At 71.4% G+C, this 20843-nt stretch carries 19 protein-coding genes; 7 read left to right on the top strand and 12 right to left on the bottom strand.

Features of this window, described 5'->3' with window-relative positions; genetic code table 11:
• Together GT045_RS08915 and GT045_RS08910 are read right to left on the bottom strand one after the other, a co-directional pair.
• Positions 1 to 288 (bottom strand): zf-HC2 domain-containing protein (locus GT045_RS08915; RefSeq protein ID WP_202527573.1); only part of this gene is annotated, 288 nt, incomplete at its 3' end.
• A complete protein-coding gene (locus GT045_RS08910) occupies positions 285 to 878 on the bottom strand; it encodes a sigma-70 family RNA polymerase sigma factor (protein ID WP_161333837.1) in 594 nt (197 codons plus the stop codon). The genes GT045_RS08910 and GT045_RS08915, both read right to left, overlap by 4 nt.
• A 158-nt stretch (positions 879 to 1036) precedes the next feature.
• Here GT045_RS08910 and GT045_RS08905 point away from each other — a divergent pair, with 158 nt between their 5' ends.
• Together GT045_RS08905 and GT045_RS39565 are read left to right on the top strand one after the other, a co-directional pair.
• The gene (locus tag GT045_RS08905) at positions 1037 to 2578 is read left to right on the top strand and encodes a DUF4331 domain-containing protein (protein WP_161333836.1); all 1542 of its coding nucleotides are present in this window, start codon (positions 1037 to 1039) and stop codon (positions 2576 to 2578) included.
• Between the two features lie 358 nt (positions 2579 to 2936).
• Positions 2937 to 3557 (top strand): DUF3180 family protein, encoded by a 621-nt coding sequence (locus tag GT045_RS39565; protein WP_237538474.1) that lies wholly within the window; start codon positions 2937 to 2939, stop codon positions 3555 to 3557.
• Positions 3558 to 3603: 46 nt separating this feature from the next.
• Here the strand turns inward: GT045_RS39565 and folE are convergent, their stop codons facing one another.
• The 6 genes from folE to dacB form a co-directional block, all read right to left on the bottom strand.
• A complete protein-coding gene (gene folE / locus GT045_RS08890; RefSeq protein WP_161292604.1) occupies positions 3604 to 4209 on the bottom strand; it encodes a GTP cyclohydrolase I FolE in 606 nt (201 codons plus the stop codon).
• Between the two features lie 130 nt (positions 4210 to 4339).
• A complete protein-coding gene (gene ftsH, locus GT045_RS08885; protein ID WP_161292606.1) occupies positions 4340 to 6379 on the bottom strand; it encodes an ATP-dependent zinc metalloprotease FtsH in 2040 nt (679 codons plus the stop codon).
• Positions 6380 to 6574: 195 nt separating this feature from the next.
• A complete protein-coding gene (gene hpt / locus GT045_RS08880) occupies positions 6575 to 7135 on the bottom strand; it encodes a hypoxanthine phosphoribosyltransferase (RefSeq protein ID WP_161292608.1) in 561 nt (186 codons plus the stop codon).
• Between the two features lie 86 nt (positions 7136 to 7221).
• Complete coding sequence (gene tilS, locus GT045_RS08875; RefSeq protein ID WP_161292611.1) at positions 7222 to 8265, bottom strand: tRNA lysidine(34) synthetase TilS; 1044 nt, start codon at positions 8263 to 8265, stop codon at positions 7222 to 7224.
• A 191-nt stretch (positions 8266 to 8456) separates the two neighbouring features.
• Complete coding sequence (locus tag GT045_RS08870; RefSeq protein WP_161292613.1) at positions 8457 to 9590, bottom strand: zinc-dependent metalloprotease; 1134 nt, start codon at positions 9588 to 9590, stop codon at positions 8457 to 8459.
• Positions 9591 to 9661: 71 nt separating this feature from the next.
• Entirely contained in the window at positions 9662 to 11272 is a 1611-nt protein-coding gene (gene dacB, locus GT045_RS08865) for a D-alanyl-D-alanine carboxypeptidase/D-alanyl-D-alanine-endopeptidase (protein ID WP_345942587.1), read from the bottom strand.
• 79 nt (positions 11273 to 11351) lie between these two features.
• On the opposite strand from dacB, the gene GT045_RS08860 reads away from it, so the two are divergent.
• Positions 11352 to 11843, top strand: a complete 492-nt coding sequence (locus tag GT045_RS08860) for an inorganic diphosphatase (protein WP_161292619.1) — start codon at positions 11352 to 11354, stop codon at positions 11841 to 11843.
• 148 nt (positions 11844 to 11991) lie between these two features.
• Complete coding sequence (locus tag GT045_RS08855; protein WP_161292615.1) at positions 11992 to 13647, top strand: threonine/serine exporter family protein; 1656 nt, start codon at positions 11992 to 11994, stop codon at positions 13645 to 13647.
• Between the two features lie 24 nt (positions 13648 to 13671).
• On the opposite strand, the gene GT045_RS08850 is transcribed toward GT045_RS08855, so the two are convergent.
• Together GT045_RS08850 and GT045_RS08845 are read right to left on the bottom strand one after the other, a co-directional pair.
• Positions 13672 to 14874 carry a VTT domain-containing protein gene (locus GT045_RS08850; protein WP_161333835.1) on the bottom strand — a complete coding sequence of 401 codons (1203 nt, stop codon included), beginning with the start codon at positions 14872 to 14874 and terminating at the stop codon, positions 13672 to 13674.
• Between the two features lie 60 nt (positions 14875 to 14934).
• On the bottom strand, positions 14935 to 15729 hold the full coding sequence (locus tag GT045_RS08845; protein WP_161293790.1) for a MerR family transcriptional regulator: 795 nt from the start codon (positions 15727 to 15729) through the stop codon (positions 14935 to 14937).
• A 113-nt stretch (positions 15730 to 15842) separates the two neighbouring features.
• On the opposite strand from GT045_RS08845, the gene GT045_RS08840 reads away from it, so the two are divergent.
• Both GT045_RS08840 and GT045_RS08835 read left to right on the top strand, forming a co-directional pair.
• Positions 15843 to 17129, top strand: coding sequence for an ion channel protein (locus tag GT045_RS08840; protein WP_161333834.1), 1287 nt, complete (start codon positions 15843 to 15845; stop codon positions 17127 to 17129).
• Between the two features lie 25 nt (positions 17130 to 17154).
• Positions 17155 to 18561, top strand: a complete 1407-nt coding sequence (locus GT045_RS08835; RefSeq protein WP_161293786.1) for a glutamate decarboxylase — start codon at positions 17155 to 17157, stop codon at positions 18559 to 18561.
• An 80-nt stretch (positions 18562 to 18641) separates the two neighbouring features.
• Here the strand turns inward: GT045_RS08835 and GT045_RS08830 are convergent, their stop codons facing one another.
• Complete coding sequence (locus GT045_RS08830) at positions 18642 to 19283, bottom strand: PadR family transcriptional regulator (protein ID WP_161293784.1); 642 nt, start codon at positions 19281 to 19283, stop codon at positions 18642 to 18644.
• A gap of 24 nt (positions 19284 to 19307) precedes the next feature.
• Positions 19308 to 19856 (bottom strand): DinB family protein, encoded by a 549-nt coding sequence (locus GT045_RS08825; RefSeq protein WP_161293782.1) that lies wholly within the window; start codon positions 19854 to 19856, stop codon positions 19308 to 19310.
• 331 nt (positions 19857 to 20187) lie between these two features.
• On the opposite strand from GT045_RS08825, the gene GT045_RS08820 reads away from it, so the two are divergent.
• Positions 20188 to 20843 (top strand): transposase (locus GT045_RS08820; protein ID WP_161333833.1); only part of this gene is annotated, 656 nt, incomplete at its 3' end.

The following is a 20843-nucleotide window of genomic DNA, read 5'->3' as shown; positions in this document are numbered from 1 at the left end:
CGGTTCCCTCGGGGCGGCACGGTTCCCGGCCGGTGCCGGCTCCTGCGGGGTGGCGCGTACGGCGGCCAGCACCCGGTCGCGCAGGGCGGCGGGCGCGGGGGCCGCGGCGGACCAGGCGAGCCGGACCGCGTCCTCGGCGAGGTCACGCACCTCGGCGGCGCAGTGGTCGCAGCGTGCCAGGTGCTTCTCGAAGCGGCGCCGCTCGTCCGGGTCGAGGGCGTCGAGCGCGTAGGGGGCGGCGAGGGAGTGCCGGTCCTCGCCGCGCGAGAGTCCGCCGAGGATGCTCATGCGGCGCCTCCCAGGCACTGGCGCAGCCGGGTGAGTCCGTCGCGCATCCGCGTCTTGACCGTGCCGAGCGGCAGCGAGAGCCGTTCGGCCACCTCCCGGTAGGTGTAACCGTCGTAGTAGGCCAGGGTCACCGACTGGCGTTGCAGGGTGGTGAGCCGGGTCAGGCAGCGGCGCACCCACTCCCGTTCCAGACCGGCCTCGACCTCCTCGGCGACCTGGTCGAACGCGGGTTCCCCGGCGCGCAGGGCCTCGCGCTGCTCGCGCTCCCCGGCCGCCCGGGCGCTGCGCACCCGGTCGACGGCGCGGCGGTGGGCGAGGGTCAGGATCCAGGACAGGGCGCTGCCCCGGCGGGGGTCGAACCGGGCGGCGGAGCGCCACAGTTCGAGCAGCACCTCCTGGGCGACCTCCTCGGACTGGGCGGGATCGCGCACCACCCGTCGTACCAGCCCGTACAACGGCCCGGACACCACCGCGTACAGCTCCTCGAACGCCCTCTGGTCGCCGTCCGCCACGAGCACCAGCAGGTCGTCCGCCTGGCTGCCGGCCCCCTCCCGGTGGCCGCAGCCGGCTCCTCCCCGCGTACCGCGCATCCGCACCGCACACACCTCCCCGGAGTGATACGGATCAGCGGGCCGAAAACGCGGGTCCCGGGCCGGAAAAAAGAAACTCCCGTCCGGACCAAACCGATCGGCGGGGCCGCTCCGTATATCCGTCCGTCAAAGGCAAGTCAGCACTGAGGACGGACGGCATGACACCTGTTTTCTCCAGGAGCGGCACGGCACGCGCGGGTCTGGTCACGCTCATCTGCGGCGCGCTGGCCACCGGCGGGCTCACGGCCGCCACGGTCGCCACGCTGGCACCCGGGGCGGCCTTCGCCTCCTCCCACCGCGAGGCCCCGCTGATCTCGGGCACCCCGCAGTACGACAACACCGACCTGTACGCGTTCGTCAGTCCGGACAAGCCCGACACGACGACGATCGTGGCGAACTGGATCCCCTTCGAGGACCCGGCCGGCGGACCGAACTTCTACACGTTCGCCGACGACGCCCAGTACGACCTGCACATCGACAACAACGGTGACGCACAGGGCGACCTGGTGCTGCGCTACACGTTCAAGACCCACACCAAGAACGGGAACACCTTCCTCTACAACACGGGCGCGGTCACCAACCTGGCCGATCCCGACCTCAACATCACCCAGACCTACGACCTCGACCTCATCCGGCTGAAGAACGGGCACGAGATGTCGAGGACGAAGCTCGCCGACGACGTGCCGGCCGCGCCGTCCGACGTGGGCAAGGCGTCCATGCCGGACTACGGCAAGCTCCGTTCGCAGGCCGTCTACAAGTCGCCGGGCGGCACGACGACCTTCGCCGGACAGGCGGACGACCCGTTCTTCCTGGACCTGCGGGTCTTCGACCTGCTGTACGGCGGGAACCTCAGCGAGGTCGGCCGGGACACCCTCAAGGGTTACAACGTCAACACCATCGCCGTGCAGGTGCCCAACGACCTCATCCGCGAGTCCGCCCACCAGCCGGTCGTCGGCATCTGGTCGACCACTCAGCGCCGCAACGCGCAGGGCTACTACAGCCAGGTGTCGCGCCTGGGCAACCCGCTGGTCAACGAGGTCGTCAACCCGCAGAAGGACAAGGACCGGTTCAACGCCTCGGAGCCCGCGTACGACGCGCAGTTCCTGAAGAACGTCACCCACCCCGAGCTGCCGAAGCTCATCGAGTCCATCTACAAGATCAAGGCGCCGGCGGAGCCGCGCAACGACCTGGTCGACGTCTTCCTGAAGGGTGTCAAGGGGCTCAACCAGCCGCCGAACGTGAAGGCTTCGGAGCAGCTGCGGCTGAACACCTCGGTCAAGCCGAGCATGCACCCCAAGCGGCTGGGTGTACTGGACGGCGACAACGCGGGCTTCCCGAACGGCCGTCGGCTCACCGACGACGTGATCGACGAGGCGCTCCAGGTGGTCGAGGGCGAACTGGTCGGTTCCAAGAACGACTTGGGTGACGCGGTCGACAAGAACGACAAGAAGTTCGAGCAGCACTTCCCGTACGTCGCCGAGCCCACGGCCGGTTCGCGCGGCCCGCTCGCCAAGGGCACGACGGCGGGCACGGACGTACGCAGCCAGCTCGGGGACGCCCTGCGACCGGCCGGCCCGTCCTCCGGCGGCTCCGGCGACACCGTGCTGATCGCCGCCTCCGCGGCCTCGGGCGCGGCCGGGATCCTGCTCATCGGCACCGCCTTCGCGTGGTGGCGCCGGCGCATGCAGCGCGCGTACTGAGCCGCACATCACCGAGAGCGGCGCGGTCCGCTTCCCGTCCCCCCACGACGGGCCGCGCCTTCGCACGACCGACGGAGGAGCAGGCATGAGCCCGCGCGGGCAGGACGACGAGCAGCACGGACAGACGGCGCGCACGGCCGGGGACGCTCCCCCGGCACCGCCTTCACCCGACGACGACCGGACCCACGCGGCCGCCGACGGGGGCGGGCGGGCCGGGAAGGAGGGTGCGCGAGCCGGGGCGGAAGGCGGGCGCACCACCGAGGACGGCGTGCGCGCCGTGCACGGGGGCGACGGTGCCCTCGGGCGTCGCCGGCGCGGGACCCCGGTGCTCGCCTGTGCCGCCCTGCTGGCCGTCGCCATGACCGGTGGTGCCCTCGCGCTCGGTGCCGAGCGGGTCCCGGCGTCGCAGCCGGTGGCCGTGGGCGCGGCCGACCCCGGCGTGCCGGGCGGCGCGGACCTGGACGCGAGCATCACCGCGCTCCAGGCCCATCTGCGGTCCCAGCCGAAGGACTCCGGCGGCTGGGCCACCCTCGGTCTCGCCTACGTGGAGCAGGCCCGCACCAAGGGCGACCCGGCCCGCTACCCGCAGGCCGACCGTGCGCTGCGCCGTTCGCTGTCGCTCGCACCGGACAACGACCAGGCCCTGGCCGGCCGCGCCGCCCTCGCCGCCGCCCGGCACGACTTCGGCGGCGCCCTGGCCCTCGCGGACGCGGCCCTGCGGCACAACCCGTACAGCGAGCGCGCGCTGTCGTCCCGGATCGACGCCCTGGTCGAACTCGTCGCCGGCATGTACGGCGGTGCGGGCGTCTTCCTGCTGGAGCTGCTGGACTTCCCCGCCCGCCGGGACCAGGCGATCTACGCCGGTCTGTCGGTGCTGGCCGGCCTCGGCGTGATAGCGGCGGCCGTGTTCCTCGAACGGGTCTGCAAACTCCCCGAGGACGACGACCAGAACCCCCCGGGAGCGGAGCCGGCGGCCTGACCGCCTCCCCGCTCACCGGAGCGCACCGGGGGGTCGCTCGCGCCGCTCAGCGCGCCATGATGAGGCTCATCGCCTCGTTGCGCGTCGCGGCGTCGCGGAGCTGACCGCGCACGGCGGACGTTATGGTCTTCGCGCCGGGCTTGCGGATGCCTCGCATGGACATGCACATGTGCTCGCACTCGACGACCACGATGACGCCCCGCGGCTCCAGGATCTTCATCAGGGAGTCCGCGATCTGTGTGGTGAGGCGCTCCTGCACCTGCGGCCGGCGTGCGTAGACGTCCACCAGCCGGGCCAGCTTCGACAGGCCCGTGATCTTGCCGGTCACGGACGGGATGTAGCCGACGTGGGCGACGCCCCTGAACGGCACCAGGTGGTGCTCACAGGTCGAGTACACCTCGATGTCCTTCACGAGGACCATCTCGTCGTGTCCCAGGTCGAACGTCGTCGTCAGCACGTCCTCGGGCTGCTGCCGCAGACCGGCGAAGATCTCCCGGTACGCCCGCGCCACCCGCGCCGGCGTGTCCCGCAGGCCCTCGCGGTCCGGGTCCTCCCCAATCGCCAGCAGCAGTTCCCGTACGGCGTTCTCGGCCCGCTTCTCGTCGAACTCGCCGATGGGGCCCTCGCCGTCCAGCGTCACCGGGTCGGTCATCTGGTTCCTCGTTCCTCTGCCGTGCACGCGGATCTGGCTCGCGTTCTGTCTGCGGACATGCGAATGCCGCGCCCCCCAGGCTAGAACCTGAGGGGCGCGGCGTTCATTCCGGTCCGGTGACCGGAAGGGGTCAGCTCTCGGAGCGGTCCTCCGGGGTCTGCTCCGTGACCGGGGCGGACTCCGTGGCGGTGGACTTGGTGGTGCTGATCGCCGCCGCCGAGCCGTTCGCACCGTTGGTCAGTGCCAGCTCCTTGGGGGAGAGCACCGGCGGGCGGGTGGACGGGGTGCGACGGGAGGAGCCGGTCCAGGCGGGCCGCGGCGGGCGCTTGACGATGGGGGCGAAGATCTCGGCGATCTCCTCCTTGCCCAGGGTCTCCTTCTCCAGCAGGTGAAGGACGAGCTGGTCGAGCACGTCGCGGTTCTCGACCAGGATCTCCCAGGCCTCGTTGTGCGCGGTCTCGATGAGCTTCTTGACCTCTTCGTCGACCAGCGCGGCGACCTCTTCCGAGTAGTCGCGCTGGTGAGCCATCTCACGGCCGAGGAAGGGCTCGCTGTTGTCGCCGCCGAACTTGATCGCGCCGAGGCGCTCGGTCATGCCGTACTGCGTGACCATCGCGCGGGCCAGGTTGGTGGCCTTCTCGATGTCGTTCGCGGCACCGGTGGTCGGGTCGTGGAAGACCAGTTCCTCGGCCGCCCGGCCGCCCAGCATGTAGGCGAGCTGGTCGAGCATCTCGTTGCGGGTGGTCGAGTACTTGTCCTCGTCCGGCAGGACCATCGTGTAGCCGAGGGCACGGCCCCGGGACAGGATGGTGATCTTGTGGACCGGGTCGGAGTTCGGCGAGGCCGCCGCGACCAGGGCGTGTCCGCCCTCGTGGTACGCGGTGATCTTCTTCTCCTTGTCCGACATGATCCGGGTCCGCTTCTGCGGGCCCGCGACCACACGGTCGATCGCCTCGTCCAGCGCCTTGTTGTCGACCAGCTTCTGGTCACCGCGGGCGGTGAGCAGCGCGGCCTCGTTCAGGACGTTGGCCAGGTCGGCGCCGGTCATGCCGGGAGTACGGCGGGCGACGGCGGCGAGGTCGACGTCCGGGGCGACCGGCTTGCCCTTCTGGTGGACCTTGAGGATCTCCAGACGGCCCTGCAGGTCCGGGGGGTCGACCGCGATCTGGCGGTCGAACCGGCCGGGACGCAGCAGCGCCGGGTCGAGGATGTCCGGGCGGTTCGTGGCGGCGATCAGGATGACGCCGCCCTTGACGTCGAAGCCGTCCATCTCGACGAGCAGCTGGTTCAGGGTCTGCTCGCGCTCGTCGTGACCACCGCCGAGGCCGGCGCCGCGGTGGCGGCCGACCGCGTCGATCTCGTCGACGAAGACGATCGCCGGGGCGTTCGCCTTGGCCTGCTCGAACAGGTCACGCACACGGGAGGCACCGACACCGACGAACATCTCGACGAAGTCGGAACCGGAGATCGAGTAGAACGGGACACCCGCCTCGCCCGCGACGGCGCGCGCCAGCAGGGTCTTGCCGGTGCCCGGGCGGCCGTACAGCAGCACACCCTTGGGGATCTTGGCGCCGACGGCCTGGAACTTGGCCGGCTCCTGGAGGAACTCCTTGATCTCCTGGAGTTCCTCGACGGCCTCGTCGCAGCCCGCGACGTCGGTGAAGGTCGTCTTCGGGGTGTCCTTGGTGATGAGCTTGGCCTTGGACTTGCCGAAGTTCATGACCCGGGAGCCGCCACCCTGCATCTGATTCATCAGGAACAGGAAGACGACGACGATCAGGACGAAGGGCAGCAGGGAGAGCAGGACGCCGACGAACGGGTTCTGCTTGGACGGCGAGACCGTGTAGCCGTCCGGGATCTGCTTGTCCTGGAACTTGTTCTGCAGGTTGCCGGCCAGCTGGGAGCCCTGGTCGCCGATGTAGCTCGCCTGGATCTTCGAGCTGCCCTCAACCTTGACGCCGTCCTTGAGCGTGACCTTGATGCTCTGTTCGTCACCGGTGGTGAGCTTGGCCGACTCGACCTTGTTGTCGTTGATCGCCGCTACGACTTGGCCGGTGTCCACCGTCTTGTAGCCGCCGGACGAGCCGACGACCTGCATCAACACGACCACGGCAAGGACGGCCAGCACGATCCACATGACCGGCCCACGGAAGTATCGCTTCACGTCCATCCATACGGAGCGGTGTCGCCCCGTCCCTCCTGCCATAGTGAGTTTGATAAGACAGTTCTTCTGACGGTACCCCAGCATTGTGGCGCGAAGCCGCACGGAGCCGTTTCGACGGCTGGGAAACCCGCCTCTGCATGCTTCAACGGCGCGGGACCCGCTGGGGTTCCCGGTCGTCCCGCCGGCCTTGGGCCGACTGGCTCAGCCGCCGTAGACGTGAGGCGCGAGCGTACCGACGAACGGCAGGTTGCGGTACTTCTCGGCGTAGTCGAGGCCGTAGCCGACGACGAACTCGTTCGGGATGTCGAAGCCGACCCACTCGACGTCGATGGCGACCTTGGCCGCGTCCGGCTTGCGCAGCAGCGTGCACACCTTCAGGGAGGCGGGCTCGCGGGAGCCGAGGTTGTTCAGCAGCCACGACAGGGTCAGGCCGGAGTCGATGATGTCCTCGACGATCAGGACGTGCTTGCCCTTGATGTCGGTGTCCAGGTCCTTGAGGATCCGGACCACACCGGAGGACTGGGTGCCCGCGCCGTAGGAGGACACGGCCATCCAGTCCATGGTGACGGGGGTGGACAGTGCCCGGGCCAGGTCCGCCATGACCATCACCGCGCCCTTGAGGACGCCGACGATCAGCAGGTCCTTGCCCGCGTACTCCGCGTCGATCTTCGCGGCCAGCTCGGCCAGCTTCGCGTCGATCTCTTCCTTGGTGATGAGCACCTGCTGGAGGTCGGCACCCATGTCGTTCGCGTCCACCCGCATCACTTTCGGTCGTCCCGCACTTACGGCCGTTTGTACGGCCTCCGCTGCCCGGCCCGTCGGAGGGTCACCCCGGAGGGGGCCGGAAATCAGCCTTGCCGAATCACCAGTCTGCCACCCTGCCGCCGTGCGACGACTTTGCCCGGGAGATTGATGGCTCCCTGGCCGCGCCAGCCGGTGATCAGGCGGTCGACTTCCTCGATGTGGCGGGCGAACAGCGCACCGGCGGGAGCACCGGCCTCGATGGCCGCGCGGCGCAGGATCCGGCGGCGTACGGCGGGCGGGAGGGCGTACAGCTTGGCGCACTCCAGCAGGCCGGTGGCGTCCCGTACGCCGGCTTCGGCCTGGCTGGCCCAGGCGTCCAGGGCGTCGGCGTCGTCACGGGAGAGCTGGGCGGTGCGGGCGAGCGCCTCGACGACACCCTTGCCGAGGGCTTTCTCCAGGGCGGGCAGGCCCTCGTGGCGGAGCCGGGAGCGGGTATAGGCGGGATCCGCGTTGTGCGGATCGTCCCAGACCTGGAGGGACTGGACCATGCAGGCCTTGCGGGCGGTCTGCCGGTCCAGCTGCAGGAAGGGCCGCCGGTAACGGCCGCCGGCCCCCGAGACCGCGGCCATTCCGGACAGGGAGCGGATGCCGGAGCCGCGGGCGAGGCCCAGCAGGACGGTCTCGGCCTGGTCGTCGCGGGTGTGGCCGAGCAGGATCGCGGTGGCGCCGTGGCGCTCGGCGGCGGCGTCGAGGGCGGCGTAGCGGGCGTCGCGGGCGGCGGCCTCGGGCCCTCCCTCGCGGCCGACGGTCACGGCGACGGACTCGACGGGGTCGAGGCCGAGCTCACCCAGCCGCAGGACGACCTCGTCGGCGCGGAGGTCGGAGCCGGGCTGGAGGCCGTGGTCGATGGTGACCCCGCCGGCGCGGACGCCGAGCTTGGGGGCCTCGAAGGCGAGGGCGGAGGCGAGGGCCATGGAGTCGGCGCCGCCGGAGCATGCGACGAGGACGAGCGGGGAGGGGGGCCGCTCGGCCGTCGGCACCAGGTGCCTGCCCGCGAACGCGCGGGAGGTCTGGTGGTCGTTCAGGATGTCGTGGAGGACGCGGCGGACCGCCAGGCGTATCGCCGCGACCGCAGGATGGGGACCCATGTCCGGTTCCCTTCATGAAGTTTTCGGGGGGTGAGCCCGGTGCGGTCACTCAGAGTGTGTAGATGGTGACAGAAGCGGGCCGTTCCCCGAGCATTGCACGCCTGCGCACGGCTCACGCTCCCTCGGACGGGTGATTGGAGGGGCGTTCGCCTGTCGTCGGCCGGATTCGTTTCACGACGTCCGCGTGTCGTTCACGACTCGGGCTTGCGGTGCACCCGTGTGACCCAGTCCGCCGGTTTGGCGATCTCCGCCTTGGTGGGCAGGGTGTTGGGCGAGGTCCACACGCGGTTGAAGCCGTCGACGCCGACCTGGTCGACGACGGCCCGCACGAACCGTTCGCCGTCCCGGTACTGCCTCAGTTTGGCATCCAGACCCAGCAGCTTGCGCAGGGCGAGGTCGAGCCGGGAGGCGCCCTTCGCGCGGCGCTGCTGGAACTTCTCGCGGATCTCCGCGACGCTCGGCACGACGCTGGGGCCGACGCCGTCCATGACGTAGTCGGCGTGGCCCTCCAGGAGGGACATCACGGCGGTGAGGCGGCCGAGGATCTCGCGCTGGGCGGGGGTCTGCACCAGTTCCACGAAGGAGCGCCCGCCGTCCTCCTCCTCACCCTCGGGGCGGCCGCCTGCCAGGGACTGCGCGGCTTCCCGGATGCGTTCGAGGATGGTCATCGGGTCGACGTCGGTCTCCGCCAAGAACGACTGGATTTCGCCCTCCAGGTGGTCCCGGAGCCAGGGCACGGCGGTGAACTGGGTGCGGTGGGTCTCCTCGTGCAGGCACACCCACAGGCGGAAGTCGTGGGGCTCGACGTCGAGTTCGCGCTCCACGTGGACGATGTTGGGTGCGACGAGCAGCAGCCGGCCGGCGCCGTTCTCGCCGGCCGGGAGGTCGCGGGTGGCGGGGGCGAAGGTCTCGTACTGGCCGAGGACGCGGGAGGACAGGAACGACAGGAGCATGCCGAGTTCGACGCCGGTGACCTTGCCGCCGACGGCACCGAGGACCGCGCTGCCCGGATTGCTGCCGCGGCGCTCCTGCATCTTCTCCAGCAGGGGCCGGAGGATCTCGCGGAAGCCGGCGACGTTGGCGCGGACCCAGCCGGGCCGGTCGACGACGAGGACGGGGGTGTCGTGGGTCTCCTCGGTGCCCATACGAGTGAAGCCCCGGACGTGTTCCTCCGAGGCCTTCGCGTGCCGTCGCAGCTCCGCGACGACGGCCCTGGCCTCGTCGCGGCTCACGTCGGGGCCGGGTCGTACGAGCCGTGTCGCGGTCGCCACCGCGAGGTTCCAGTCGACCATCCCGGGAGATGCGGTGCCACCGAAGCTCGTCATGTCGTCAACCGTACGTGAGCGGTGCGGGTTGGGGCAGGCCGTGCGCGGTCGGCGGGGCGGCGGGGGCGGCGTCAGCGGCAGCCGCACCCCGCCAGGGCCGTCGCGGTCCGGTCCAGTGCGGACTGGGCCTGCGCGGCGTCCGTCGTGCCCGAGGCCAGGAAGGCGAAGGCCAGGAGGTGCCCGTCGCTGTCCACGACCGTGCCGGCGAGGGTGTTCACGCCGGTCAGGGTGCCCGTCTTGGCCCGTACGAAGCCGGCCGCGCCGTCGGTGTAGCGGCTCCTGAGGGTGCCGGTGAAGCCGGCCACGGGGAGGCCGGTGAGGACGGGCCGCAGGCCGGGCCGCCCGGGGTCGGCCGCCTTGGCCAGGAGGCCGGTGAGGAGGCCGGCGGTGAGCCGGTCCTCGCGGTCGAGGCCGCTGCCGTCGTGGAAGACGGCGCCCGCGAGCGGCAGGCCGAGCTTGCGCAGCTGGGTCGCGATCGCCCGGGCGCCGCCGGCGAAGCTCGCGCTCTCGCCGCTCGCCAGGGCCGTGTGGCGGGCCAGGGCCTCCGCGATGTCGTTGTCGCTGTTGGTCAGCATCCGTTCGACCAGGGCGGCCAGCGGGGGCGAGGTGACGGTGGCGAGGGTCTCCGCGCGCGTACTGGCCTTGGAGGGGCCGGGGGGCGTGGTCGAGATGCCGGCGTCCTTCAGGAAGCCCGCGAACAGGGCCGCCGTGTGGGCCGCCGGGTCGGCGACGCGGACCGCCGGTCCGCTGCTGGAGGTGCCGGTGCGGCCCTCGTCGGCGGCCAGGGCGCTGACCGGGGCGAGGTTCTCGTTGACGCCGATGGAGTGCAGGGCCGGGCCGGTGTAGAGGGTGGTGTCGTAGGAGAGGGTGATCCGGCGGATGCCGCGTTCGCCCAGGGCCTTCGCGGTGTCCGCCGCCAGCTCCCGCAGGCCGGCCCAGCCGCCGGGCCGGGTGTGCGCGGTGAGGGTGGGGTCGCCGCCGCCGACCAGGACGAGCTCGCGGGTGTCGGGTTCGAGGGCGGTGCGGGTGGTGAGGCGGTGGTCGGGGCCGAGGGCGGACAGTGCGGCGACGGCGGTGGCGATCTTGGTGGTCGAGGCCGGGGCGAGGGCCTTGTCCGCACCGGAGCCGTACAGCCGTTCGCCGGTCGTGACGTCGACGACGGCCGCGCCGGGGCCGCCGCCCAGCTCGGGGGTGCCCAGGAGGGGTCCCAGGAGGTCCGAGACGGCCTTTCCGGCCGGGGCGCCCTTCTTGGTGTCCACGACGGTCGTGGCGCCGCCCAGGCCCGCGAGGACGGGCCCGGCGCTCGGCGCGGGCAGGGGTGCCCCGGCGGCCGCGCCCGAGCCGCCGTGATCTGCGCCACCTGACCGCTCCAGGGCGGCCACCCGGTCCCGCTCGGCCGTACGCTGACCGTTGGCGTCCCAGGGGCCGGCGACGGTCACCACGCCGACGGCCAGTGCCAGGCCGGCGGTGGTGGCGCCCGCGGTGTACTGCCAGGTCCTGACGGTGCGCGGACGGGGGAGACGGGGGAGGTGCACAGGGCCGACTCGCACGGCCTTCGCCAGCCGCGCGATCCGCGGCCGGGCGGCCGTCACGGCGCCCGCCAGACGCGGTCGGACGGCGTTCACGACCCGCACCACCTGCGGTTTCGCCGCCTGCCAAGGCCTCAGCTCTGGCACGACCACCAGCCCCTTTCGCGATCACACACCTGCGTGAGGGACACTTAACCACCAGAACTATGTGCTGATCATGGAGGAGCCACCGGTGGAGTTCGACGTCACGATCGAGATCCCGAAGGGTTCGCGGAACAAGTACGAGGTGGACCACGAGACCGGTCGGATCCGCCTGGACCGTCGCCTCTTCACCTCGACCGCCTACCCGACCGACTACGGCTTCGTCGAGAACACCCTCGGCGAGGACGGTGACCCGCTGGACGCGCTGGTCATCCTGGACGAGCCCACCTTCCCGGGTTGCCTCATCCGCTGCCGTGCGATCGGCATGTTCCGGATGACGGACGAGGCGGGCGGCGACGACAAGCTGCTGTGCGTGCCGTCCACGGACCCGCGCGTGGAGCACCTGCGCGACATCCACCACGTGTCGGAGTTCGACCGCTTGGAGATCCAGCACTTCTTCGAGGTGTACAAGGACCTGGAGCCCGGCAAGTCGGTCGAGGGCGCCAACTGGGTGGGCCGTACGGACGCCGAGGTGGAGATCGAGCGGTCCTACAAGCGCTTCAAGGAGCAGGGCGGCCACTGAGAGAAGCCCTCTCCCCGCGAACGGGCCGTACGCGCGTGCGTACGGCCCGTTCGCATGTGTGCGTCCGCACAGGCACGAGTACGGCTCGTCGGGGTACGTGTGCGCATACTGAGGCTTACGGAAGGCGTCATTCAGGGAGCGGTGCGAGGTGACGGAGGCGGAGGACCGCAAGCCCCGGTCGGACGAGGCGCGGTACGACCCGGAGATCACGTCGGAGTTCGCCATCCCGGCGGGTCTCGACGCCCTGAGGAGCCCCGGCGAGCCGGAGACGACGTCCGAGTTCGCCGTGCCGGAGGGGCTGGAGGCTCCGCAGGCCCCGAGCGGTGACACGGAGGGCTCGGCGTTCAGCATGCCGAGCACCTACAGCGCGCACACCGCGCCCGGCGCGTTCACACCGGCCACCGGGGTGCCGCTGGTCAGCCTGGTGAAGGACGCGCCCTGGCAGGACCGGATGCGCACCATGCTGCGCATGCCGGTGACCGAGCGGCCGGCTCCGGAGGCGGTGCAGCGGGAGGACGAGGGCGGCCCGGCCGTCCCGCGCGTGCTCGACCTGACCCTGCGTATCGGCGAGCTGCTGCTGGCCGGCGGTGAGGGCGCGGAGGACGTGGAGGCCGCGATGTTCGCGGTGTGCAGGTCCTACGGCCTGGACCGGTGCGAACCGAACGTCACCTTCACGCTGCTGTCGATCTCGCACCAGCCGTCCCTGGTGGAGGACCCCGTGACGGCGTCCCGGACGGTACGGCGGCGGGGCACCGACTACACGCGTCTCGCGGCCGTGTTCCGGCTCGTGGACGACCTCACCGACCCCGAGACCCACGTCTCCCTCGAAGAGGCGTACCGGCGCCTGGCGGAGATCCGCCGCAACCGGCACCCGTACCCCGGCTGGGCGCTGACGATGGCCAGCGGGCTGCTGGCCGGTGCGGCCTCCGTGCTGGTCGGCGGTGATCTGATCGTGTTCTTCGCGGCGGCCGTCGGCGCGATGCTGGGCGACCGGCTGGCGTGGCTGTGCGCGGGGCGCGGGCTGCCGGAGTTCTACCAGTTCACGGTGGCCGCGATGCCGCCCGCCGCGATCGGGGTGACGTTCGCGCTGGCACACGTCGACGTGAAGGCGTCCGCCGTCGTCACCGGTGGACTGTTCGCGCTGCTGCCCGGACGGGCGCTGGTGGCGGGGGTGCAGGACGGGCTGACGGGCTTCTACATCACCGCCTCCGCCCGCCTGCTGGAGGTCATGTACTTCTTCGTCGGCATCGTCGCGGGCGTACTGGTCGTCCTGTACTTCGGCGTCAAGGTCGGCGGCAAGCTGAACCCGGACGCGGTGCTGATCATCAACCAGCGGCCGGTGGTGCAGATCGCCGCGTCGATGCTGCTGTCGCTGACGTTCGCGGTGCTGCTCCAGCAGGAACGTTCGACCGTGCTGTGGGTGACCCTCAACGGGGGCGTGGCATGGACGGTGTACGGCGCGATGCACTACGTCGCCGACATCTCGCCGGTGGCGTCCACGGCCGCCGCGGCGGGTCTGGTGGGGCTTTTCGGGCAGCTGCTGTCGCGGTACCGGTTCGCGTCGGCCCTGCCCTACACGACGGCGGCGATCGGGCCGCTGCTGCCCGGTTCGGCGACGTACTTCGGGCTGCTGAGCATGGCGCAGAACGAGGTGGACAAGGGGCTGGTGTCGCTCGCGAACGCGGCCTCCCTGGCCATGGCCATCGCGATCGGGGTCAACCTGGGGTCGGAGACGTTCCGGCTGTTCCTGCGGGTCGGCTCCGTGGGCAAGCGCCGGGCCGCGAAGCGGACCAGGGGTTTCTAGGCGGCACGGCTCCCGCGCACCGGGTCACCGGCGGCGCTGGTCGGACGGGTACTGGCCCTCGTCGTACCGGTCCTGCCCGTACTGCCGGCCGTACTGATCCTGGCCGTACTGCTCCTGGCCGTACTGCTCCTGCCCGTGCCGGCCGTGCCCGTACTGGTCGTGCCCCCCGTACTGGTCGTGCCCGTACTGGTCCTGCCCGTACTGGTCCTGGCCGTACTGGTCCTGGCCGTACTGGTCCTGGCCGGGCCGCTGCCCCGCGTGGCCCTGCGGGTCGTACTGCTGCTGCTCGTACTGCTGCGGGTGCTGCCCCTGCGGGTGCTCCTGCGGGTACTGCCCCTGCGGGTGCCCCTGGACGTACTGCCCCTGCGGGTACTGCTGCCGGTCGTAGCCCTGGTCCCGGTGCTGCTCACCCTGCCCGGGCTGCCGGGGCTGTCCGTAGGGCTGCTCGTACGGGTCGGCGTACTGCTCGTCCGGTTCGATGCGACGCAGCTGGGTCGTCGACGTGTCCATGGGCTGCGGCTGCCGGTACCGGGGCGCCTGGGGCTGCTGCGCGGCCGGGGACTGCTGCGGGGACCGCGGTGCGGATCCGGCGGCCTGGGCGGCCTTCTTCTCCTTGCCGCGGGCCCGCAGGAACTCGATCGCGATCGGGATCACGGAGACGAGGACGATCAGGATGAGGATCGCCTCGATGTTGGACTTGACGAAGTCGATGTTGCCGAGCCAGGAGCCGAGCAGGGTGACCCCGGCACCCCACAGCACGCCACCGATGACGTTGAAGGTCAGGAACGAGCGGTACTTCATGCCGCTGACGCCCGCGATGATCGGTGTGAACGTCCGCACGATCGGCACGAAACGGGCCAGGACCAGGGACTTCGGGCCGTACTTCTCGAAGAACTCGTGCGCCTTGGTGACGTTCTCCTGCTTGAACAGGCGGGAGTCGGGCCGGTTGAACAGGGACGGCCCGACCTTCTTGCCGAACATGTAGCCCGCCTGGTCGCCGAGGATCGCGGCGAGGCAGATCAAGCCGATCGCGCCCCACAGCGGGAAGTCCAGCTGGTGGGACGTGATCAGCAGGCCGCAGGTGAACAGCAGCGAGTCACCCGGCAGGAAGAAGCCGATGAGCAGGCCGGACTCGGCGAAGACGATGAGCAGCAGACCCCAGATGCCGTAGGTGTCCAGCAGGTGGTTGGGATCCAGCCAGCTCGGGCCGAGGGCGAGTGTCGTCACGGGTCCGGGCTCCTGAGGGGTGAGGCGGCTACGGCGCCCATGGAGGGCCGCACAAAGCTATCAACGTGGAGTGGCGGCCCCGGGTTCCACCGGGTGACGGGCCGCGTTCGCCACGATCGCATCCCGCATGTACACGGCCAGACCGGGACGGATGGCCTCGTAGGTGGCCGTGAAGCGCTCGTCGGCGACGTACATCTCACCGAGGCAGACGTGCATGCCGTGCCCGCAGTCGTAGTACGCGCGCGTGATGAACCGGCGGTGCTCCTCGGCGACGTCCATGGCCGCCACCGAGCCGGCGGGCTCGCCGTCGGCCAGCAGCGCGGCCATCCGGTGGTGGATCGCGTCCATCTCCCCGTTGATCCGCTTCCAGTCCTCCTTGGTGTACGCGGCGGTGCGGCGCTGCGACTGCCGGTACGCCTCGGTGTCGCCCCAGCGGTCCCGCGTCTCCTGCGCGTACCGGTCCGGGTCGAAGTCGCCAAAGACCTCGAACTTCTCCTCCGGCGTCAGGTTGATCCCCATCGTGCGTGCCTCCATGGCGTGCTCCACGGCCGCGGCCATCTTCTGCAGCTTCTCGATCCGGGCGGTCAGCAGGTCGTGCTGGCGGCGCAGGTGCGCGCGCGGGTCTGCTCTTCCGGTGGCCTGGTCGTCGAGCAGGGCCGCGACCTCGTCGAGCGGAAAGCCGAGCTCCCGGTAGAACAGGATCTGCTGGAGCCGGTCGAGGTCGGCGTCGTTGTAGCGCCGGTGTCCGGCGTACGTGCGCTCGCTGGGCACGAGCAGGCCGATCTCGTCGTAGTGGTGCAGGGTGCGCACCGTGATCCCGGCGAACCCCGCGACCTGTCCCACGGAGTAGTTCACTTTTCCGCTCCCTCGGTCGGTAACGCGTCCACGGTGGTGCCTCACGTCACGTGAGGTGCAAGCGGGCCGGATTTCGGGATGTTGTGTGACTTTTGTCCGCTTATGGTGAGCCCGTGGCCCAGGAGACGACGCAGCAGGCGCCCCCGAGCGCCCCGACGGCCCCCGCACGGGCGCTGCTGCCGTTCATCCTGCCCGCCGTCGCCGTGGGCGTGGCCGCCAGCCTGGTCTTCGTCGGTGTGAGCACGGTGGCGGAGCAGCTCCAGCGCGTGCTGTGGGGGCCCCTGCCGGACGCGCTCGGCGTGGGCCGCTACTCGGTGCTGTGGATGTTCGTGATGCTCGTGGCGACCGGCGTCGCCGTCGGGCTGGTGGTGTGGAAGATCCCCGGCCGTGCCGGACCCGACCCGGCCACTCTCGCACTGAGCGCCCCGGTGATGCCGCCGGCCGTGCTGCCGGGGCTGGTGCTGGCCACCGGACTGATGCTGGCCGGCGGCCCGAGCCTCGGCCCGGAGAACCCGATCATCGCCGCGAACGTGGGCCTGGCGGCCTGGCTCGGCGGGCGCTTGCTGCCCAGGACGCCGGGCAGCCTGTGGCCGGTGCTGGCCGAGGCCGGGACGATCGGCGCGCTGTTCGGCACGCCGGTGGCGGCGGCGCTGGTCATCTCCGAGGCGCTGGCCGGGCAGCCGATGCGCGGACGGCTGTGGGACAACGTCTTCGCGCCGCTGACCGCCGGCGCCTGCGGAGCCGTCACCACCACCCTGGTGGCCCGTCCGACCTTCGACCTCGGGCTGCCGCCCATGGGCCACCCGCACTGGCGGGACGCGGTGGCGGCGCTCGTGATCGCCTCGGCGGCAGCGGTGCTCGGCATGTGCGCCGTCTACGCCTTCCCGTACGTCCACGCGGGCTTCCGGCGGCTGCGGCACCCGATGCTGATGCTTCCGGCGGGCGGGGTGGTCCTGGGGGCCCTGGCGGCCCTGGGCGGCCATCTGACGCTGTTCAAGGGCCTGTCGGAGGTCGGTGAGCTGGCCCGCGACCCGCAGGGCTGGTCGGCGGGGCAGTTCGCCACGATGACGGTGGTGAAACTGGCCGCACTGCTCGTCGCCGCGTCCTGCGGCTTCCGGGGCGGCCGGATCTTCCCCGCGGTCTTCGTCGGTACCGCCCTGGGCCTGTGCGCCCACGCGCTCGTGCCGGCCGTACACCCCTCGCTGGGCGTCGCCACGGGTGTCCTCGGCATGCTCCTGGCGATCACCCGGCAGGCCTGGGTGAGCCTGTTCACCGCCGCCGTCCTCGTCGCCTCGCCCAGCATCATCGCGCTGCTGTGCATCGCCTCGCTGCCGGCCTGGCTGCTGGTGACGGGCCGCCCGCAGATGCAGTTGCGCGCGGACGGCACCCCGGTCCGCTGACACCCGTTCCCCCCTGGAGGCAACCATGGCGCTGCACAAAGGTCCCGAGAGGCACGAGGCGCGGACGGTGGCGGTCAACCCGTTCTTCGGGGAGGCCAACCCGGTCGGCGGCATGACCGAGGCCCCGCCCACGCACCGGCTGCCCGACGCGCCGCTGCCCCCGTCCACGGCGTACCAGCTGGTGCACGACGAGCTGATGCTGGACGGCAACGCCCGGCTGAACCTGGCCACCTTCGTCACCACCTGGATGGAGCCGCAGGCCGGGGTGCTGATGGCGGAGTGCCGGGACAAGAACATGATCGACAAGGATGAGTACCCGCGCACCGCGGAGCTGGAGCGGCGCTGTGTGGCGATGCTCGCCGACCTGTGGAACGCGCCGGACCCGTCGGCGGCGGTGGGCTGTTCGACGACCGGTTCGAGCGAGGCGTGCATGCTCGCCGGGATGGCGTTGAAGCGGCGCTGGGCGAGGCGCAACGCCGACCGGTACCCGGGGGCCCGCCCCAATCTGGTCATGGGGATCAACGTCCAGGTGTGCTGGGAGAAGTTCTGCAACTTCTGGGAGGTGGAGGCCCGGCTGGTCCCGATGGACGGCGACCGCTTCCACCTGGACCCGCAGGGTGCCGTCGCGCTGTGCGACGAGAACACCATCGGGGTGATCGGCATCCTCGGTTCCACCTTCGACGGCTCCTACGAGCCGATCGCCGAGCTGTGCGCGGCCCTGGACGGCCTGCAGGAGGTCACCGGCCTGGACGTGCCGGTGCACGTGGACGGGGCCTCGGGCGGGATGGTGGCGCCCTTCCTCGACGAGGACCTGGTGTGGGACTTCCGCCTTCCGCGGGTGGCCTCGATCAACACCTCGGGGCACAAGTACGGTCTGGTCTACCCGGGCGTGGGCTGGGCCCTGTGGCGGGACAAGGAGGCCCTTCCGGAGGAGCTGGTCTTCCGGGTCAACTACCTGGGCGGTGACATGCCGACCTTCGCCCTGAACTTCTCCCGCCCCGGCGCGCAGGTGGTGGCGCAGTACTACACGTTCCTGCGGCTGGGCCGGGAGGGCTTCCGGGCGGTGCAGCAGTGCACGCGGGACGTGGCGACCACGCTCGCCGGGAAGATCGAGGCGCTCGGCGACTTCCGGCTGCTCACCCGCGGGGACGAGTTGCCCGTGTTCGCGCTGACCACGGCCGACGGCGTCACGTCGTACGACGTCTTCGACGTCTCCCGGCGGATGCGCGAGAACGGCTGGCTGGTGCCCGCCTACACCTTCCCGGCCAACCGGGAGGACCTGTCCGTGCTGCGGATCGTGTGCCGCAACGGCTTCTCGCACGATCTCGCCGACCTGTTCGTGGCCGACCTGACCCGCCTGCTGCCCGAGCTGCGCCGGCAGCAGCAGCCGCTGATCCGGGACAAGGAGGCGGCCACCGGTTTCCACCACTGACGGCCACCCCCAGCGCCCCGCGCCCCGGCCGGACGCCGTCAGCGGTCGTCCCCCAGGTGCCGCGCCCCGGCCGGACGCCGTCAGCGGTCGTCCCCCGGGTGCCGCTCCCCCGTCGCGTACGGGTTCTCCTGGCCCTCTGCGAGGACGCCGACGAAAGGCTCGCCCTCGCCCGCGAAGGTGTAGGCGCCGCCCTCCAGGCGGGCGATGAGCCCCTGGGTCCAGCTTTCGTCGGAGTCGGCCGTGCGGAGCCACAGGCGCATGAGCTCGCCGATGTGGCCGAGCTGCTCCAGGCCGCCGTCGGGGACGTAGTGCTCGGTGACGGAGGTCCGCCATCGCCCGATCCGGCGCATCCGCTCCCGGAGCAGTTCCAGGACCTCCGCCCGGGGCAGCTCGACCAGGAAGCCGAGGGCCGCCGACTGCACGTCGGTCTTCTGGTCGTAGGAGACCAGGGCCTCGCGCAGCAGCCGCAGGAACTCCTCCGCGCCGCGGTCCGTGATCTCGTACTCGGTGCGCGGCGGCCCGCCCGCCGTGGACGGCGCGGTCTCGTGCGCGCGCAGCAGCCCTTGCCCGGCCATCTGCTTCAGGGCGTGGTAGATCGAGCCCGGCTTGGCGTTGGACCACTCGTGCGCGCCCCAGTACTCCAGATCGCTGCGGACCTGGTAGCCGTGGGCCCGCCCGTGCTGGCGGACCGCACCGAGCACGAGGAGACGGATCGCTGACATGGGGTCCAGGGTAGGACCCCCCGGTCACCCCCAGGATTCGCCCCGCTCCAGCGCCACCAGCTCGAACGCCGTCCTGCCGTCGATCGACTCGCGGATGATGTCGGCGTGGCCGGCGTGCCGGGCCAGCTCGCGGATCAGGTGCAGCCCCAGCCAGCGCAGCGAGACACGGCCCTCCGGCGGGAACCAGGGGTCGGGCGGCAGGGGGAAGGTGTCGTCCAGGCTGGGCGCGGAGCGCAGGAGCTTCTCCGTCTCGGCGGCCACCTGCTCCCAGTACGCCAGCTGCGAGGCGACCGTCTCGTCACCGACCAGCTGGAAGGTCTCGTGCCAGTCGGACTCGTCGCGGCGGACCGCCGGCGGCTCCTGCCGCGCGCGGGCGGTCCAGCCCTGCTCCACCTCGACGACGTGCTTGAGCAGGCCGCCCAGGGACAGTTCCCCGGCGGTGGGGCGGGTACGGGCCTGCTCCTCGGTCAGCCCGAGCAGCGCCCGGCGGATCCCGCCGCGCTGCTCCTCGATGAACGCGAGCAGCGCACCCCGCTCGTCGCCCCTCGCCTCTGCCGGAACGTGCGTGACCATGGTGTGCCGCCTCTCGTCTGGCCCTGCGTCAGGGGCCGTTCCCCCGACAGGAAAGACGCTACGGGCCATCGAGGACAGATGCTGTCCTCAATGCTGCATTTCTCGGCACCGAGGTGCCCTCGGAGCGGGTGCCCTCGGAGCGGGTGCCCTCGGAGCGGGTGCCCTCGGAGCGGGTGCCCTCGGGGCAGGCGCCCTCGGGGGCAGGCGCCCTCGGGGATCCTGTGCCCGGTGCCGGTGGCCTCGGCGTCGAGGAGACCGGCACCGAGGCGGGTACCGAGGGCGCCTAAAGGTTGTCCCGTAACCGGTGGGGCGGTTGGTGCGTTGGCTGGGTATGGGTGGGGTGATCTCAGCAGATGATCCGAAGTGGATCGAGCCGTTCTCGGGGCTGACCGAGGTGCAGTTCGCCAGGCTGGTGGCACTGGTGCGGCGTCGAGGCGGTGACGTGCAGCGGGGCCGGCCGTGGCGGCTGTCGCTGGAGGACCGGGTGCTGCTGGTGGCGACATACTGGCGCACGAACCTCACGTTGCGGCAGGTGGCGCCGTTGTTCGGCATCTCGAAGTCGGCCGCCGACCGCGTCCTCGATCACCTGGCACCTCTACTGGCCCTCTCGCCGGCACGCCGTCCGCGCAAGGACACCGTCTACATCGTGGACGGCACCCTGGTGCCCACCCGCGACCGCAGCATCGCCGCATCCAGCAAGAACTACCGCTACTCGACCAACCTTCAGGTCGTCATCGACGCCAACAGCCGCCTGGTGGTGGCGATCGGCCTGCCGCTGCCCGGCAGCCGCAACGACTGCCGGGCGTTCACGGAGTCCGGCGTCGACCGGGCCTGCCGCGGCACCCCGACCATCGCCGACGGCGGCTACCAGGGAACCGGCCTGCTCATCCCGCACCGAAGACGACGAGGCCAGAGGCACCTCAGTCCGGAGCAGGAAGCGGAGAATGCTGTCCACCGCCGGGCGCGAGCACGTGTGGAACACGCCCT

This window comes from Streptomyces sp. SID486 (assembly GCF_009865385.1).
GTDB lineage: Bacteria > Actinomycetota > Actinomycetes > Streptomycetales > Streptomycetaceae > Streptomyces.
Note: the sequence above shows the minus strand (reverse complement) of the source record. Positions and strands in the feature narration are given on the sequence as shown.

Excerpts from the sequence above, each read along its gene's own strand:
- GT045_RS08870 (WP_161292613.1), bottom strand. The coding sequence starts at position 9,590 with ATGACGAGCTTCGGTGGCACCGCATCTCCCGGGATGGTCGACTGGAAC.
- ftsH (WP_161292606.1), bottom strand. The coding sequence starts at position 6,379 with ATGGACGTGAAGCGATACTTCCGTGGGCCGGTCATGTGGATCGTGCTG.
- GT045_RS08835 (WP_161293786.1), top strand. The coding sequence starts at position 17,155 with ATGGCGCTGCACAAAGGTCCCGAGAGGCACGAGGCGCGGACGGTGGCG.
- GT045_RS39565 (WP_237538474.1), top strand. The coding sequence starts at position 2,937 with ATGACCGGTGGTGCCCTCGCGCTCGGTGCCGAGCGGGTCCCGGCGTCG.
- GT045_RS08905 (WP_161333836.1), top strand. The coding sequence starts at position 1,037 with ATGACACCTGTTTTCTCCAGGAGCGGCACGGCACGCGCGGGTCTGGTC.
- tilS (WP_161292611.1), bottom strand. The coding sequence starts at position 8,265 with ATGGGTCCCCATCCTGCGGTCGCGGCGATACGCCTGGCGGTCCGCCGC.
- hpt (WP_161292608.1), bottom strand. The coding sequence starts at position 7,135 with ATGCGGGTGGACGCGAACGACATGGGTGCCGACCTCCAGCAGGTGCTC.
- GT045_RS08910 (WP_161333837.1), bottom strand. The coding sequence starts at position 878 with ATGCGCGGTACGCGGGGAGGAGCCGGCTGCGGCCACCGGGAGGGGGCC.
- GT045_RS08830 (WP_161293784.1), bottom strand. The coding sequence starts at position 19,283 with ATGTCAGCGATCCGTCTCCTCGTGCTCGGTGCGGTCCGCCAGCACGGG.
- folE (WP_161292604.1), bottom strand. The coding sequence starts at position 4,209 with ATGACCGACCCGGTGACGCTGGACGGCGAGGGCCCCATCGGCGAGTTC.
- GT045_RS08825 (WP_161293782.1), bottom strand. The coding sequence starts at position 19,856 with ATGGTCACGCACGTTCCGGCAGAGGCGAGGGGCGACGAGCGGGGTGCG.